The organism is Burkholderia sp. Se-20378 (assembly GCF_017104665.1).
Lineage (GTDB): Bacteria > Pseudomonadota > Gammaproteobacteria > Burkholderiales > Burkholderiaceae > Burkholderia > Burkholderia lata.
The window spans coordinates 1-16,142 of record NZ_JAAGPG010000038.1 but is presented as its reverse complement, the minus strand read 5'-3'; the positions used below and the strand labels follow the sequence as shown (position 1 = coordinate 16,142).

At 65.5% G+C, this 16,142-nt stretch carries 17 protein-coding genes; 6 read left to right on the top strand and 11 right to left on the bottom strand.

Going from position 1 to position 16,142, the window contains the following annotated elements; translation table 11 throughout:
• Positions 1-8 precede the first annotated feature (8 nt).
• Positions 9-743 carry a polysaccharide deacetylase family protein gene (locus G3N93_RS07485; RefSeq protein ID WP_206132685.1) on the top strand — a complete coding sequence of 245 codons (735 nt, stop codon included), beginning with the start codon at positions 9-11 and terminating at the stop codon, positions 741-743.
• A 27-nt stretch (positions 744-770) separates the two neighbouring features.
• On the opposite strand, the gene G3N93_RS07480 is transcribed toward G3N93_RS07485, so the two are convergent.
• The 4 genes from G3N93_RS07480 to G3N93_RS07465 all read right to left on the bottom strand — a co-directional run bounded on the left by G3N93_RS07480 (position 771) and on the right by G3N93_RS07465 (position 5,266).
• A complete protein-coding gene (locus G3N93_RS07480) occupies positions 771-2,006 on the bottom strand; it encodes an MFS transporter (protein WP_206132684.1) in 1,236 nt (411 codons plus the stop codon).
• A gap of 350 nt (positions 2,007-2,356) precedes the next feature.
• Entirely contained in the window at positions 2,357-3,292 is a 936-nt protein-coding gene (locus G3N93_RS07475) for an alpha/beta hydrolase (protein ID WP_206132683.1), read from the bottom strand.
• A gap of 2 nt (positions 3,293-3,294) precedes the next feature.
• Entirely contained in the window at positions 3,295-4,179 is an 885-nt protein-coding gene (locus G3N93_RS07470) for an alpha/beta fold hydrolase (RefSeq protein WP_206132682.1), read from the bottom strand.
• 31 nt (positions 4,180-4,210) lie between these two features.
• Complete coding sequence (locus G3N93_RS07465; protein WP_206132681.1) at positions 4,211-5,266, bottom strand: sugar phosphate isomerase/epimerase; 1,056 nt, start codon at positions 5,264-5,266, stop codon at positions 4,211-4,213.
• A 110-nt stretch (positions 5,267-5,376) separates the two neighbouring features.
• On the opposite strand from G3N93_RS07465, the gene G3N93_RS07460 reads away from it, so the two are divergent.
• The 3 genes from G3N93_RS07460 (at position 5,377) to G3N93_RS07450 (ending at position 7,958) form a co-directional block, all read left to right on the top strand.
• Positions 5,377-5,982, top strand: a complete 606-nt coding sequence (locus tag G3N93_RS07460) for a TetR/AcrR family transcriptional regulator (RefSeq protein ID WP_174983928.1) — start codon at positions 5,377-5,379, stop codon at positions 5,980-5,982.
• Between the two features lie 57 nt (positions 5,983-6,039).
• The gene (locus G3N93_RS07455; protein ID WP_206132680.1) at positions 6,040-6,480 is read left to right on the top strand and encodes a hypothetical protein; all 441 of its coding nucleotides are present in this window, start codon (positions 6,040-6,042) and stop codon (positions 6,478-6,480) included.
• Positions 6,481-6,923: 443 nt separating this feature from the next.
• Positions 6,924-7,958: a helix-turn-helix domain-containing protein gene (locus G3N93_RS07450; protein ID WP_174939524.1), complete on the top strand. Its 1,035-nt coding sequence runs from the start codon at positions 6,924-6,926 to the stop codon at positions 7,956-7,958.
• A gap of 72 nt (positions 7,959-8,030) precedes the next feature.
• Here G3N93_RS07450 and G3N93_RS07445 read toward each other — a convergent pair whose 3' ends face one another.
• From G3N93_RS07445 to G3N93_RS07415, 7 genes are all read right to left on the bottom strand, one after another.
• Entirely contained in the window at positions 8,031-8,417 is a 387-nt protein-coding gene (locus tag G3N93_RS07445; protein ID WP_241011492.1) for a nuclear transport factor 2 family protein, read from the bottom strand.
• A gap of 85 nt (positions 8,418-8,502) precedes the next feature.
• Positions 8,503-8,826, bottom strand: a complete 324-nt coding sequence (gene fdxA, locus G3N93_RS07440) for a ferredoxin FdxA (protein ID WP_174939520.1) — start codon at positions 8,824-8,826, stop codon at positions 8,503-8,505.
• A gap of 28 nt (positions 8,827-8,854) precedes the next feature.
• Positions 8,855-10,099: an acetyl-CoA carboxylase biotin carboxylase subunit family protein gene (locus G3N93_RS07435; RefSeq protein WP_174939518.1), complete on the bottom strand. Its 1,245-nt coding sequence runs from the start codon at positions 10,097-10,099 to the stop codon at positions 8,855-8,857.
• A gap of 33 nt (positions 10,100-10,132) precedes the next feature.
• A complete protein-coding gene (locus G3N93_RS07430; RefSeq protein WP_206132679.1) occupies positions 10,133-11,455 on the bottom strand; it encodes an acetyl-CoA carboxylase biotin carboxylase subunit family protein in 1,323 nt (440 codons plus the stop codon).
• Between the two features lie 2 nt (positions 11,456-11,457).
• Positions 11,458-12,783 carry an acetyl-CoA carboxylase biotin carboxylase subunit family protein gene (locus G3N93_RS07425; RefSeq protein WP_206132678.1) on the bottom strand — a complete coding sequence of 442 codons (1,326 nt, stop codon included), beginning with the start codon at positions 12,781-12,783 and terminating at the stop codon, positions 11,458-11,460.
• Between the two features lie 13 nt (positions 12,784-12,796).
• A complete protein-coding gene (locus tag G3N93_RS07420) occupies positions 12,797-13,549 on the bottom strand; it encodes a hypothetical protein (RefSeq protein WP_174939512.1) in 753 nt (250 codons plus the stop codon).
• Between the two features lie 55 nt (positions 13,550-13,604).
• On the bottom strand, positions 13,605-14,042 hold the full coding sequence (locus G3N93_RS07415) for a 2Fe-2S iron-sulfur cluster-binding protein (protein WP_241026449.1): 438 nt from the start codon (positions 14,040-14,042) through the stop codon (positions 13,605-13,607).
• Between the two features lie 193 nt (positions 14,043-14,235).
• Here G3N93_RS07415 and G3N93_RS07410 point away from each other — a divergent pair, with 193 nt between their 5' ends.
• Positions 14,236-15,189, top strand: a complete 954-nt coding sequence (locus G3N93_RS07410; RefSeq protein ID WP_174939508.1) for an iron-containing redox enzyme family protein — start codon at positions 14,236-14,238, stop codon at positions 15,187-15,189.
• Positions 15,190-15,301: 112 nt separating this feature from the next.
• The coding region (locus G3N93_RS07405) for an MFS transporter (protein ID WP_206132677.1) at positions 15,302-16,142 on the top strand (841 nt) is incomplete at its 3' end.

Sequence of the window (16,142 nt, the reverse complement as noted above, 5' to 3'; positions counted from 1 at the left end):
ACCCGCTCATGCTGCCGTCCGCCACGCGCTACCCGATCCTGATGTATCACCAGATCCGCACGCTGCCGCCGCCGACCGACCGGCTGCGCGGCCTGAGCGTCGCGCCCGATGCGTTCCGCCGCCAGATGACGCTGTTCAGGCGGCTCGGCTACCGCGGCCTGAGCGTGCGCGAACTGCAGCCGTACCTGCGTGGCGAGCGCAGCGGGAAGGTCTTCGGCATTACGTTCGACGACGGCTTTCTCAACGTGCTGACGCATGCGATGCCTGTGCTCGACGCGCTCGGTTTCACCGCGACCTGCTACTTCGTCGCTGGCCGGTTCGGCCGCGAGAACGACTGGGATGCGGGTGCCGATACCGCACGCTCGCCGCTGATGACGTGCGCGGACATGCTCGCCTGGCGCGATCACGGCCATGAAATCGGCTCGCATACGCTCGATCACGTCGCGCTGTCGCACGTGCCGGCACACGTGTCGGCGGTTCAGATCAACGAATCGAAGCAACGGCTCGAAGCGTTCGGCGGCCAGCCCGTCGAATCGTTCTGCTACCCGTACGGCGACCTGGACCCGCGCGTGCGTGACCAGGTCGCCGCCGCGGGGTACCACAACGCGACGACGACCCGGCGCGGCTGCGCCGATGCGTACGACGACCGGTTCCTGTTGCCGCGGATTCCGGTCGCGGGCGGTGTCGGTGCGATGCGGCTCTGGTTCAAGTGTGCAAAGGCGCGGGTTCAACGTCGCAAGTAGTTCACGCTGCCTCGACCGTCACTCTGGCTAGTCCGGCCGCTGCCTGCCGAATGCGAGCAGACCAGTCAGCGCGATTCCCATAAACAGGATCCATCCCGGCGCGAGCGACGTCCAGCCTGCGGCGACGCTGCCGATGAAGTTGCCGAGCATCCCGCCGATCGCCCACGAAATCGCCGATGCGCCGAAATAGCTGCCGGCATTGCCGTCCGTCGTCAGGTCGGCGAGCGCAATATTCGACGCAGGAAGAATCAGGCTTTCGCCAAACGTGAAGACGATCGCGATCACGATCAGTATCACGAGCGACGCATCCGCACCCCGATCGCGGGCGAACAGCAGCGCCGCAATCGCAAAGCAGCCGCACAACGCGACATGCCCGATCACCATCATCGATCGCCAGTTCGTACGCTGAAACCAGCCCATGCCGAGCCACGCCGTGGCGATTCCGATCAGCGCATTCGTGATGTAGAACGGTCGCACGCCGTTATAGCCGTGCGCACCATGCGAAAAGGTCAACGGGATGAATACGTAAATCTGCGTGTACACGGTCCAGAACGGGACAAGTGCCCAGCACAGCCGGCGAAACCGCCGGTCGCCAAACGCAACCAGCACGCCGCGCAGCGGGTGTGCGGCGACTGCGTTGTGCGTTCTTCGCCCCGCGATCCACGGCGCAATCAGCGCGAGCGCCGCGAACACCGCGCCGCTCACCAGAAACGGCAGCGCCCCGTTCGTGTTCGGCACGACGATCAGCAGCGCCGGGCCGATCAACGCGCCGAGGTTGAGCGCCAGATTGTTCAGCGCAAACACCTTGGGACGCACGGCGCCGTCGAGCGAGCCGAAGATCGAATACGCGGTCGTTTCGTAAAGCGCGGCCCCGAGCCCGGACACGCACGCCCACATCAACAGGCCCGGAAGCGACTGCGCAAACGCGAATCCGACGAACCCCGCCGCGCGGCAAAGCAGGCCGAGCGTGGTCAGTACGCGACTGCTGAAGCGATCCGTCGACGCCCCCAGCACCAGCGGCAGCAGCCGGCTCGCCAGCAGGTTCACCGTCAGCACGCTGGCAACGCTGCTCGCGTCCAGATGGCGCTCCATGTCGAGGAACGCGGCCAGCAGCGGCAGCGATCCGAACACCGACAGGTTCACCAGGAACTGGAAGATCAGCAGCATCCGCGTCGACGTCGGCACGCCTTGCGCGATTCCGGTGAGCCAGGCGGCCGGGTTGTCGGGCTTCTGGCGAAACGGGTCGACTCTGCCGCCGGACACTCGGCGATCGCAATCATCCATCATGTTCTCCGCTGACGTTCGATGCCGGCCAGGCGGAGCATGAAAAAAGCCCCGTCCGTTTCCGGCGGGGCTTGGGGTGGGTTCGACACACTGACCTACGACGCGCGACCTCCTCCCGGCCCGCCATTGGCGGTCGTGGTGGTAGTCGTGGTCGTGACGAAAAGTGCGTACATGACGAAGAATCTAGACAACCTGCTGTCGGCAGTCAATACGTCGACTGCGTGGCCGGTCAAACAGGAAGTTCGTCGACGTCACGGAAAACGCGCCCGTCGGCCTGATATCGCATAGCCGCCTGACCGCGCAGCCATCCCTGCACGGCCATGCGCTCATCACTGGAAAGCCCGGCGCATCTGCGCGCCGGCCACGTCGAACACCCGGCGGGCGGCCGGCGTCACGCCGACCATATGGATGCAAGCATGGATCATCCCCGGCAGCACGACGCAATCGACCGGCACACCGGCGTCCCGCAATCGCGCCGCATACACCTGCGCGTCGTCGCGCACCGGATCGTACTCGCACGCCAGCAGCGTGGCCGGCGGCAACCCCTCCAGCGAAGCCGCCCGCAGCGGCGACACGCTGGGTGAGCTGCCATCCGCCGGATCGGCCAGGTACAGGTCGAAGCAGTACTGCATGATCTCGTACGTCAGGTAGTAGCCTTGCCCGTACGTCCGATAGGACGTCGTGCTCATCGACGCATCCAGCGGCGGGTACAGCAACAGCTGATGCGCGATCGACGGGCCGCCGCGCTCCCGTGCGACCAGGCAGGCAGCAGCAGCCAGGTTGCCTCCGGCACTGTCGCCGCCGACGGCGATGCGCGCCGGGTCCAGCCCCAGGCCGGCCGCCTCGCCGAACACCCAGTCCAGCGCATCGCAGAAATCCTCCAGCGGCACCGGAAACTTGTGCTCGGGCGCGAGCCGGTAATCGACCGACAGCACGACGCATTGCGCCGCGTTGGCCAGCGCGCGGCAAGGATTGTCGTAAAGCTCGAGCGTGCCGAGGCACCACCCGCCGCCGTGGGCATAGACGATCGCCGGCTGCCGTGCCGCGCGCGCCGACGTGAGCGCCGGCCAATAGGCCCGCAAGCGAATCTGGCGCCCGTCGCGCGCGGGCACCGCGAAGGTTTCCGTCCGGTCGACTGCTTCCAGCGGTCCGTGCCAGCCCCGCAGTGTCGTCTCGGTCGCCTGCCGCAACGCGTCCAGCGACGCAGGCGGTTCGCCTCCGGCCAATCGCTCCAGCAGCGTGGCGATGTTCGCGTCGATCGGCATGATCAGCGGCTCCGTTCCAGGAACGGCAGCAGATGGCCGATGAATGCGTCGGGCGCCTCTTCCATGATGAAGTGGCCGCAATCGGGCACGACCGCGCCCTGCAGATCCGTCGCGTTGTCGCGCATCGTGACCAGCGGTGCATCGCCGGTTGCATGTTCGGCACCGATCGCGAGCACGGGCATCGTCAGCTTGTGTTGCGCCCGCGCCTGATTCTGCCGGATCGTCTCCGGAATCGCGCGGTAATAGGAGAAGCCGCCGCGCAGGCCGCCCGGTGCCGAATAGGCGTCGATATACACATCGACGGCCACGCAATCGCGCCGGAACGACCAGCGGTTGAACATGAACTCCAGATAGGCCCGCTCGCGTCCGGCAATCAGCGTCTCGGGCAGATCGGCCAATTGGTTGAACATGAAATGCCACAGGAAGATGTTCTCTTCCGGCGGCGCGAAGATCGACGGCGCGGGCGCCAGCCCGGGGATCACCGCCTCCGTGAGCGCCAGTGACTTCACCGCCTCGGGCCGATCGCTCGCGAGTGCATAGGCCACCCACATGCCGACGTCGTGGCCGGCCACCTGGTACACATCGAAGCCAAGTTGCACCATCACGCGATGCAGCGTGGCCGCCGTGTGGCCCGTGTCGTAACCCGCCTGCGGCCGGTCGGAATAGCCGGTGCCGGGCGGATCGACCGCGACGGCCATGAAACCGCGCGCGGCGAGCGCCTGCATCACATGACGCCAGGCGTACCAGGTTTGCGGCCAACCCGGAATCAGCAGGACCGGCGTGCCTGCGCCGGCCGTGACGCAGTGAATGCGCTGGCCGTCGATGCGGACGTATTGATGCGAAAAGCCTTGAGCGTCGGCTTGCGACGACTGAAGTTGAGCGGACATATCGAGTGTTCCTGGCAATGAGGGGGCCGACTCAGGCGATGCCGAGCATGTCGTGGATCTGCCGTTGATCGACCGCGGCACCGGCGAAGTCGTCGAAGATGCGCTCCGTCACCCGGATGATGTGGTCGTTGATAAACGCGACGCCTTCGCGCGCGCCGTCCTCCTGATCCTTGAGGCAACATTCCCACTCGAGCGTCGCCCATCCTGTGTAGTCGTACTGAGCAAATTTCGAAAAAATCGCCTTGAAATCGACCTGACCGTCGCCGAGCGAGCGGAAACGGCCTGCACGCTCGAGCCATGAGCTATAGCCGCCATAAATGCCCTGCCGGCCCGAAGGCAGGAACTCGGCATCCTTCACATGGAACATGCGGATGTAGTCGCGGTAGATATCGATGTACGCGAGATAGTCCAGCTGCTGCAGCACGAAATGACTCGGATCGAACAGCATCTTGCAGCGCGCGTGCTGGCCGACCAGCGCATGGAAGCGCTCGAAACTAACGCCATCGTGCAGGTCTTCGCTGGGATGGATCTCGTAGCAAAGGTTGACGCCGTTTTCATCGCAGACGTCGAGAATCGGCCGCCAGCGGCGCGCGAGTTCGTCGAAGGCCGTCTCGATGAGGCCGGCGGGCCGTTGCGGGAATGGAAACAGGTAGGGCCACGCGAACGAGCCCGAAAACGTGCCCATGTCGGTCAGCCCCAGGCGGCGGGACGCCCGCGCCGCCAGCGTGAGCCGGTCCAGCGCCCACGCGGTGCGCGCGGCCGGGTTGCCGCGCACGGCCTCGGGTGCGAAGTTGTCGCACATGGCGTCGTACGCCGGATGCACGGCGACCAGTTGCCCGAAGATATGCGTGGTCAGTTCGCTGATCTCCAGCCCATGTTCCGCCAGCATGCCCTTCACGTCATCGCAATAGGCCTGGCTTTCCGCGGCCGTCTCCACGTCGAACAGACGGCCGTCCCACGCGGGAATCTGCAACGCCTTGAAGCCGACGCCGGCCGCCCATTGCGCGATGTTCGGCAAGCTGTCGAACGGCGCCGTATCGTCGGCGAACTGCGCGAGATGGAGACTGGGGCCCTTGAGGGTACGCATGATCAACTCCTATTGTTTGTTGATCGACAAAGAATAGAATAGCGGAACGGCGCGTGTCAACACGGCGCGCGATAAAATCGGCGCACGATGTGACGACGGACGAAAGGGATATGGCGGGACGACCGAGAGAATTTGATCGCGACATGGCGCTGAAACGCGCGATGCTGGCGTTCTGGCGACACGGCTACGAAGGCACGTCGATGTCCGACCTGGTCGAAGCGATGGGCATCGCGTCAGCGCGCATCTATGCCGCCTTCGGCAGCAAGGAAGCGCTGTTCCAGGAGGCCGTGGCGCTCTACGAGCAAGGCGAGGGCGGCTTCGCCGATCGCGCGTTCGCCGAAGAAACCGATGTCCGCGCGGCCGTCGAACGGATGTTGCGCGACGCGGTCGCCGCCTATACCCGACGTGGCCAGCCGCACGGCTGCATGGTGGTGTCCGCCGCCACCAACTACTCGGCCGAAAACGAAGGGGTGATGGAATGGCTGGCCGCCCATCGGCGCGCACGCACGCAGTCGATCGTCGAACGCCTGCAGCTCGCGGCCGAACAGGGGCAGCTCGCGCGGGGCGCCGACATCAAGGCGCTGGCGGATTTCTATGCGACGCAGCTGCACGGTATCTCCGTTCAATCCCGTGACGGGGTGTCGAAGGAGCGGCTGCTCGCTTCGATCGGGCCGGCGATGATGCCGCTTGCGATGGCTTTGCGGGATGGGGTGTGACGCGGCACGACTGACGGGATACGGGTTCCGAGATCGAAAATCAGGTACACGACCGCAATGGACCAGGATATCCGGAACATGCTCCGCCGCTATCGCGAACGGGAGATCGACCTGCATCAGTTGCGCGTGTGGCTTGATGGCGAAAGCACGCGTGTGGAAGCACAAGTCCCGCGCGGTGAATGGCTGAAACTCATGCGAGGGAGTGAAGCGCAGAGCAACGGTGCGATCGCGCGTCTGCTTCCAGCCTGCATGCACTGTCTCGGTGTCGGCGAGCCCAAAGCGTTTTCAACACATCAGGAGTATCGGCAATACACTCACCGTCGCAACGCGGCCGTCGCAAGCGGCTTCCTCTCCGACATTCCCCAGCCTCAATTTTCTTCCGAAGGCCCCGATTCGGCGGGTTCGGTCATGTACTGTCGCTGCACCCGCTGCCGCGCGATCTGGGCATTCGTCGAGCCGGAGAAAGCGGAAAGCGGTTCATGGAATCGAATCATCTAGGTTGGGGTCCGTAATCCGATATCGCCATCCGGGCGCCGTCGCGACGTGTGTGTGCAGATCGCCTTTGGCCTCCCGCTCGCGCTGGCATTCGGAGACCCAAGAGCCAGTTCACTGAGCCAGCTCTTCAAATTGCATGACACACCACACCGAAAGGCAATCGCAAGAAAGCCAGCCCCGCAATATTCGACGGAATTTCACGGAATCGAAATCATTATTTCAACATCAGACGCTTTCGATAAAAAGGTTACTCCGCAAGCCCCCAACGTGACTGATTCCCAACAAAAATAACAGGGACACTCTCAATCAAGACAGAATAAAGTATTCAACCGACTTATATAGATAGAAGAAAATCTATATAGCGACCCACCCCTGCACCCATCCCATTCCTTTAAGAAACCCCTCTATAATTTAGCAAACCAAAATGCGATATTGAGGGCCACAAGATGAGCAGCTCGACCAATCCGCCTTTCCGTTTCTCCCTACAGGATTATTTACCTGCCGAACGTCTCGAGGCGTGGCAGACCCAGTATTCGATTGCGGAGTTTGCTTTAACCACGCCGATTGATCCGAAAATCGACTATCAGTTCATCGGCTACACGCTCGGCAACATCTCGGTCGGCAAATGGACCTACCACCACCCGGGGAGCGCGGCTGTGCCGCTCTCGTACGCGCTCAACCGCTCGGCGGCGTTCATTCGGCGAGACGGGATGGACAACTATTCGTTCAACCTGCGGGACGCGGGAAGCGTGCGTGGGGAGATCGACGGCCGGCCGGTGTTCGTCCAGCCCGGGGATATCCTCGTCGTCGACCAGGCTCGTCCTTATCACCGTGAAATCCAGGCAGGCGACGCAGTCACGCTGCTGGTCGCGCGCGACATGCTGCCGAGCCTGCCGTCGAGCGTCCACGGCACCATCTTCAGCGGCGGAATCAGCCAGCTCCTCGACAGCTATCTGCGAAGCCTGCTCGACAAGATCGGCACGCTGTCGCAGTCGGAAGCGCTGCATGCGGAGCAGGCAACGCTGAGCCTGGTGAAGGCGATGCTCAGCCCGACCGCTCAGGAGATCTCGAATGCACGCAACGAGTTGCTGTCGACCTTGTACGTGAAGATCAAGGAATACATCCGGCAGAACCTCGAATCACCGGACCTGTCGCCGGATCGAATCTGCAAGGAAATCGGCATCTCGCGCTCGAGTCTGTACCGGTTGTTCGAGCAGGATGGCGGGGTCGCGAATTACATCCGCAAGCGCCGCCTGCTCGCGATTCACCGCGCGCTGATGTCGCCCGAGAGCCCTCGCCACCGGATCGGCGACCTCGCATACCGGTACGGCTTCAACAGCAACACGCAGCTCAGCCGCGCGTTCAAGCTGGAGTTCGGTCACGCACCGAGCGAGACGCGCGTCGTCGCCGGGAACCCGCAGCATCGCCTGCAACGACACACGGACACCGACTACAGCGGCTGGCTCGCGCAGATTCGCTGAACCGCGCGGCAAACACAGCGCACGACGGCCCGGCGTGCAATGCACCGGGCCGTCGCGCCTCCCGCCGGGCGATCAGGCGAACGCTTCCACGGCCGCAGCCGTGTCCTCGAAAATCCGATAGTGGCGGATCACGTTGCCCTCGATGCGTGCAACGACGGCGAATTCGCTCTTGAAGGTCCGGCCCGTCTTGCGCACGCGATGCTGCATGTAGCCGTACGCGAACACATGGTCGTCGGCTTCCGCCCATTTGCGGATCTCGAACTGCTCGGTCTCGAACTGCTCGACCAGCGTGCCGAGCAGGCGTTCGACACCGGCCTTGCCGACGAAGCGCCCGTAGATCGGCAGGCTCTCGGGGCCCTGCGGCTCGAACACCGTCGCGTCGTCGATGACCTCGAGCGCGCCCGGTACGTCACCGGCGCCGACCTTCGAGAAGAACTGTTGCAGCGGATTGAGTGCCATACAAACCTCCATGAATGGTGAATGGCAAAGCGGGATTGTCGAGACCGGCTCCCGCCGCGATGCCGGTATATCGTCGTGTCGCCGGCTAGGCTTCGAGCAGCGCGAGCTTGCCGTCGACGTTCGCCCAGCGGGCCGCGTCGACCGGCGGCTGCTGGCTGCGCGTGATGCTCGGCCACGTCTTCGACAGCGTCGTGTTCAATGCGACGAACGCGTACTGCGCCGCCGGCACTTCGTCGGCGGGAAAGATCGCGCCGACCGGGCATTCGGCACGGCACACGCCGCAGTCGATGCACTCGTCCGGGTCGATGACCAGGAAATTCGCGCCTTCGTGAAAGCAATCGACCGGACACACCTCGACGCAATCGGTGTAGCGGCATTTGATGCAGTTTTCCGTGATCACGTGTGCCATGTTCGGCTCCTGTCGAAAGGCCCGTGCGTCAGGAAGACGCCGGCACGGAGAGGCACAGCGACGCGGAGGCGAACAGCCGCTCGATCCACTCGCGCGTCTCGTCCGGGCTCGGCGTGCCGATGATCCCCGCGAGCGGGGTTTCGCGCGCCGAGTACGTGACATTCGATGCGAACGCACGGCCCGTCTCGAGTTCGGCCCACGCGAGTACCGCCGGGCTCGTGCGGAATGGCTCGATGCCGGAGAACCCGTGGAATCGGCCGCCCTGCACGTGATGGCCCGGAAACACGAACCAGCCATGCCACAGCTGCTGCGCGAACGCGGTGCGCGCCGGCAGGCTGGCCGGCTCGCCGATCAGCAATCGCAGTTCGACCGACGGCAGGTGGATGCCGGTGGCGAGCTCGAACGTCGCGACCACGTCCGCACCGCCGACCCGGTTGCCGACTTCGAGGAACACCAGCTCGCCGTCCTGTTCGATCGCCTCCAGGTGGAAGCTGCCCGTGTCGATGCGCACCGCGGCCAGCACGCGCTCGACCCAGCGGCGGGCCGTGTCGCTCAGCGCGAAATGGAACGAGCCGAGCGGCTGGCCCGCCGCGTAGCCGAGACAGGTGCCCACATAGCGGCTCGCGGTGATCGCGCGTGGCGTGCCGTCCGCGACGATGCCGTCGAAATGCAGAATCGGGCCGTCGACGAATTCCTCCAGCTGAAAATCCTGGATTCTCGGCGCGTCCGAATCGAGCGCGGCGACACCCGTGCGCCCCGCCGCCAACGCGTCGACCAATGCGGCGGGCGTGTCGAACACGACGACGTCGGCACTCGACGCGCCGCTGTGCGGCTTCAGCACCGTCTTGCCGTGCCACGGCGTGTGCCCCTGCGCGTCGATCCACGTGCGCAACGGCAGGAAGCGCGGCACGCGCACACCGGCGTCGCGCACCGCCGCCTTCATTTTCACCTTGTCGCGCACCAGCATCACTTCATCGACCGATTTGCCGGCGATGCCGAATCGCGCCCGCAGCTTCGCCGCGTCGATCAATTCGTATTCCGACAAAGAAATCACGACGTCGAATCGTTGCGGACGGGCTTCGAGCCAGGCACTCGCCTCGTCGAACGCGGACGCGTCGCCGGCCCGCTCGACACGTGAGCAGCGCAGCTCCGCCGGAATCGTGTCGAGAATGTCGGGCTTGCCGAAATACGTGACGTCATGCCGATCGTGATCGATGCCGCGCGCATAGTCGATGCGCGGATAGGGTACGCGGTGCAATACGAGAATGTTCATCGCGGTCTCCGGACCAATGGATTGACGGTGGCGTCACGCCGCCGCGCGCACTTCACAGGCCGCATCGAGCGCAACCGGCCAGCTCGCGCGCAGCGTCGCGACGACGTCGCGAATATCAACGTCGCCCGGTTCGAGCGTGATGCAGGCGAGCGCGACGAAATCGGCGTTGTCGCGTGCGATCGCGTGAACGAAGCGCCGCTCCGCATGCAGCCATTCGAAGCCCTGCGATTGCAGCGCGCCGTCGCGCAAGCCGAGCGTGCGCACGGTGTCGGCGATCGCGTCACCGAGCGGGTCCGCGCCGGCACGCACGTCCTGCGGCGAAAACTGCCGGTCGTATGCGACGCCCAGCATCACCGCGGCAGCGAAGCGCGCGGGCGCCGGCAGCGTCACGGGCGGCGCGACGCCCCAGACCGTGTCGATCCACGCGTGGAACAGATCGACGCCGTAGGCCCAGCGTGCAAGCCACCAGATCTTCATGCCTGCCGGACGCCGGTTCGGTTCGACGACCGCGGCCTGCAACCCGTCGTCGCTGAGCTTGATCTCGTTGTGAAAGGGGCCGGCGCGTTGCCCGACCAGCAGATTGGCGAGGCGGCCGGCGCGCGTGAGCGTGTCCGCTTCGTGATCGGCGAGCCGCGACGGCAGGATCTGCGCAACCTCGACCGGATAGCGGCCGGTCGCGCTGACCTTCTCGGTCGTAAACGCCAGCGCCCCCAGGCCGTCGAACGAGAATTCGCGCGCGAACGGAATGAACGCTTCGCAGATCACGCCGCCCGCCAAATACGGCGCGACCTCGCCGAACGCGGCTTCCAGGCTGTCACCGTTGCGCACGACCACCACGCCGCGGTTGTTGCCCTCGCACGACGGCTTGACGACGAAGCCGCCCGGATGCGCGGCGGCGAAGCGCCGCAGATCGTCGACCGACGCCACCTCCGCATAGTCCGGCACCATCACGCGCTGCGCTTCGAGCAGCGCACGCACGCGGTGCTCCGCGACCCGATACGCGTGCTTGCTGAACGCACCGGCCGCGAGCGATGCGGAATCGACTGCCAGGCCGAGCCGTTCCAGCAGCGCGGCGCCCTGCTGGACAGCGTTGTCCGAGAACACGATACCGGCCCGCAGGTCGCCCGCGATGCCAGCGAGCTGCGCCACGGCGGCATCGACGAAACCGTCCGCGAGCGGATCGAGATCGATCACGTCGTCGCAGATCCGCCGGTCACGTTCGCTCGGGCCCGAACGGATCAGCACCGTCCGGGCGCCGTAGCGCTCGCGCGCGTGGCGTGCCAGGTGCGCGACGTCTTCCACCCGGCTCAGGTTGTAGTCGACGATCAACAGCGTCGATGCGGAACGAGCAGTCATGATCAGGCTCCCAGCGCGGGTTCGGCGACCCGGTAGTGCACAGTGATGGCATCCGCGGAAGCCGCGAGCAGCGTGTCGAGTTCGGCATCGCGTTCCGCGCGGCTCATCGACCACAGCAACTGACCGAGAAATACTTCGCGCGATGCCGGGTCGACTTCGTCACCCGACTTCAGCAACACCTGCGTCACCACGGGCGCGCGCGGCAGCGGATTGAGCACGATCGACTCGATCCGCCCCGGCGACGCGAAGTAGACGCGGAAGACCGTCGCGTTCGGCCCCGATGCGCGGCCGTCGGCGCCATAGGCGAGGTGCGCGAGCGACGCACGCGCGGCATCGGCATCCAGCAGGAGCACCGCAAGCCACATGTCGAGCAGGCTCGCCGCGCCATTGAGCGCCTTCACGCTCGGCGAAATCAGGCTGCCGCCCACGCGCGGATTGATCTCGATCAGATCCCATCGTGCGCCGTCGAAACGGGCCTCGACATGGAAGCAGCCCCAGTCGAGCGCCAGGTGCGTGAACACCTTGCCAAGCCACGCGATGCCAGCCCCGCATTCATGCGCGGCGATCGATACCGGCGGGCTCGTGCAACTGTCTTCCAGCACGGTGCCGTTCGCTTCGGTCAGCTCGCATTTCTCGTGAATCGCGACCACATGCAGACGCCCGTCGACCACCAGCACCTCGAAGCTGCACTCGGTTCCGCTCACGTACTCTTCCGCGATGAACCGGACGCCGTCGCCGAGCACCGACGCATAGACCGTGTCCGCCCGCGCTTCGGCCGCGATCGCCTCGAGCGTCGCCCAGGTCGTGTCGTGCGTGAGCCGGAAGGCGCCGTACGACGCGATCCCCTGCACCGGCTTCACGAAGTAGTCGCCGCCCGTCGCCTGCAGCGCGCGCAGCACGTCCGGCGTGAGCGTGCGCGCGGTTCGGCTGGAGAGGCCCACCGCATGCAGCGCGTTGCGGACATGGAGCTTGTCGCGCAGCGATTCGACTTGTGCGGGTGCGAGATCCGCGACCCCCAGGCGCGCATTCGCATGGGCCATCAGCCCACGGTAGCCTTCCCATACCGAAATGCAGGCCCGCACCCGCACGCCGCGCGCCTGCAACGCATCGAGCGTGCGGTCGACCTCCTCCTCCGACAGCTCGTGCGCGTCGCCCGCATGGACGCCGGCCGCCAGCGCGCGGAGCGCGTCGAGGCGCCCCGCGTGCTCCGGCAGCGGCCGGGAAGTCAGGACGTACGCGTGCAATTGCCGCTGGCCGATCGCCGCGACCAGATCCTCGACGAACGAATAACCGCAGTGACTCAGAATCAGAACGCCATCAGCCAGCATGTCGGCTCTCCCGTCAGGCTGCCGCCTTCAGCGTCGACGCAATCTTGTCGTCGTACAGTTCCTTGAAGTACAGCGCGAGAACCGTCTGGTGTTCGCCCAGATAGCGCTTCAGCGCCGCGATGTCATCGTCGTCGCGCAGCAGGTAGCGGATCGCCGCCCACACTTCGCCCGGATGGTCGTCGTTGATGTCGGTGTGCGAATGCGCGATCTGCCCGCCGATGTTCTGCTCGCCGACCGAATCCTTCAGCGCCTCGATCTTGCGCGGCTCGAGTTTCACGTTCACGTACTCGACCAGATACGAGTACGCCACGACGCCGAGCGGGCCCTCGTGATCGAGCAGATACGAGAAGTAGCCGGTCAGCAGCTTCGTCGACAGGTACGGCTCCGTCGCGAGAAACGCGTCGCGCGTGACGCCGGCGCGCTCGAGATCCTGGATGAACAGGTCGTCGTGCAGCATTTCCTCGCGCTCGTAGTTCGCCCAGATCTGCGCCGCTTCCGGGCTGCGCTTCGCGATCTCGGCGAGCGCCTTCGATTCGGACACGCGCAGCAGCCGGATGCGCCACGCCGTTTCGATCAGGTGGCGACGGTAGTACTCGCTGTCGACGGTCTTGCCTTCGAGGTGCGCGGCGTACGGCACGGTGTCGTACCACGTGTCGATCTGACGATCGATCAGCGCATCGATCTCGCCGCGCAACTGCGCGCCTGCGGCTGCATTCAGGAACGGCGTACGGTGCTCGAGACCGGCGTTTTTCACACGATTACTCATAAGAAATCCTATATAAATGACGTGGAGACAGGCATGGAACGCAACGTTGATGGATTCAGCCGTCGGACGTGGCGACCTGCACGGTCGCCGCGCCGGTCAGCCGGCATTGACACGCGAGCCTGAAGCGCTCGTCCGGATATCCGAGCGTGTGGAGAAAGGCCGTTTCTTCCACTTGCCGGCTGCCGAGATTGGGCAGGCCGTCCAGGACTTCGATGACACAGGCGCCGCACGCGCCCGCCCGGCAGCCGAACGGAATCGATTCCTGTCCGTGCAGCTCGAAGTCGAGCTCCGTCAACGCGGCGCGATCCGGAAGCCATACTTCGATACCCTGCGGCAGCAACGTCAGTCTGTGCATCGCTTCATCCTCCGTGTCCGTCCGGGCCGCCGTCACCTGCGAACGCAGCAGCGAGCCCGGTGCACGTAATGTATGAAAAGCGCGGCCGTCACCGTTAGCGTTTTTGTCCCAACAAACCGACGATTCGTTTCTGTGCAACCGCCCACGCCGAATGCCGCGTGGATGGGACGCACTGTCAATCCATTGAGACGCGCCGGCTAACCGTCGCGCATCGCGTTCAGTACATTTCCCTTCATCGTCGGCTTCGCCGCGCGGCCTTGGCGCCGGTGTCCGCCATCAGCGGAGTCGTATGGTCCGCAATCCCTCCCATCCCGAGACTGGAGCGACAAGCATGTCTACGCAAGCGATTCAAGCAGCAGCGCAGCACCTGATCCACGCGGCACACGGCCCCGAAACGGCCGACGTTCCGCGCTGCAATACGCTCGACGCACAGAAGCGCCTGAACGCGTTCTACCTGCGCGAACTCGCGCCGCCGAGCGCATACGACACGATTCCGCAACCGTCGGAATACGACGAGATCGTGGCGCTGGAAAGCGAGTGGAATCTTCACGAGGAATCGCGTCTCGACCTGTCCGGGCTGCCCGAGAACGCCGAACAGCTCGAAGAGTGGTACTACACGCTGCGTCGCACGAATCGCGAAGCCGTCGCGCCGTTCTTCCGCTTTCTCGCAGAGGAAGCGTCGCTCGAACAGCTCGCGTTCTACGTCTGCCTCGAAGCGCAGGTCGACGGACGCTTCGACGACACGATCGCGCTGTCGCAGATCGGCATGCTGGGCGACATGAAGCTCGCGGTCGCGGAGAACTTCTGGGACGAAATGGGGCTCGGCGAGCTGGAAGGCATGCACACGCTGCTGTTCGGCAAGGCCGAGCCGCATTTCCGGCAGTACCTGCAGCGCTTCGATCCGTCGATCCTGTCGTCGGCGCTCGCGCTGAAGAACGGCAACCTGCTGTCGATGTACGCGCTGCGTCGCTGGTACGTGGTCCGTCTGCTCGGCACGCTGACGCTGCTCGAGGACACGGTGCCGTACCGCTTCTCGAAGATGGTGAAGGGCATGCGCCGCCACCAGGTGCCCGAGGAAGTCATCGCCTACCACGTGCTGCACACGAAGATCGACGTGGTGCACGGCAACAGCCTGGTGAAGCGCGTGCTGCTGCCGCTCGCGACGCAGAACCCGGCCGCGATCCGGGACATCTGCATCGGCTGCCTGATCCGCTTCAACGTCGAGAAGGACTACTACGAAGGCGCCGGCCAGGTGATGGAGAACATGCGCCAGTCGCTGCAGTAACGCGGCCGCGCGGGCTACCCCACGCGCCTGGCCGTTTCCCGGGGCGGTCCGCGCGACCCGCGTGCGCCGCCCCGCCTGCTTTCTTCATGCCGGTTCGCCACCCGTCACCATCATGAGCCTCGAACAACTGTCTCCGCTCCAGCGCGCCCCGCAGACCCACGCGGCGCCCGCCCACGCCACGCTGACGCGCCCCGTCACGCTGCTGTTCGCGACGACGGCGGGATTCGCCGTCGCCAACGTCTACTACGCGCAGCCGTTGCTCGACACGCTCGCGCACCAGTTCGACATCTCGCGCGCCGCCATCGGCGGCGTCATGACGATCACGAGCCTCTGCTACGGGCTCGGCCTCCTGCTCCTCGTTCCGCTCGGCGATCTGTGGGATCGGCGCCGGATGATCCTGATCCAGTCGGTCGTCTGCGCGCTCGCGCTGCTGTCGATCGCCACCGCCACGCGCGCATCCGTGCTGTTCGCCGGCATGGCGCTGATCGGCTTTCTGAGCGTCGTCACCCAGGTGCTCGTGTCGTTCGCGGCCGGGCTCGCCGAACCGGCGGAACGCGGGCAGGTCGTCGGCACCGTGACGAGCGGCATCGTGCTCGGCATCCTGCTCGCGCGCACGTTCTCGGGCGCGATCGCCGACCTCGCGGGATGGCGCGCGGTGTATTTCACGTCGGCCAGCGTCATGCTGCTGCTCGCCGTCGTCCTGTCGCGCGTCCTCCCGCACCATCGCCTTCCGGGTGTCGCCGAGCCGTACCCGCGCCTGATCGGGTCGGTATTCGCCCTCTTCGCGCAGGAGCGCGTGCTGCGCGTGCGCGCCTTCATCGCCTTCCTGCATTTCGCGGCCGCGATGACGCTGTGGACGCCGATGGTGCTGCCGCTCAGCGCGCCGCCGCTGTCGCTGTCGCACACGGAGATCGGGCTGTTCGGGCTCGCGGGCGCGGCCGGCGCGCTCGGCG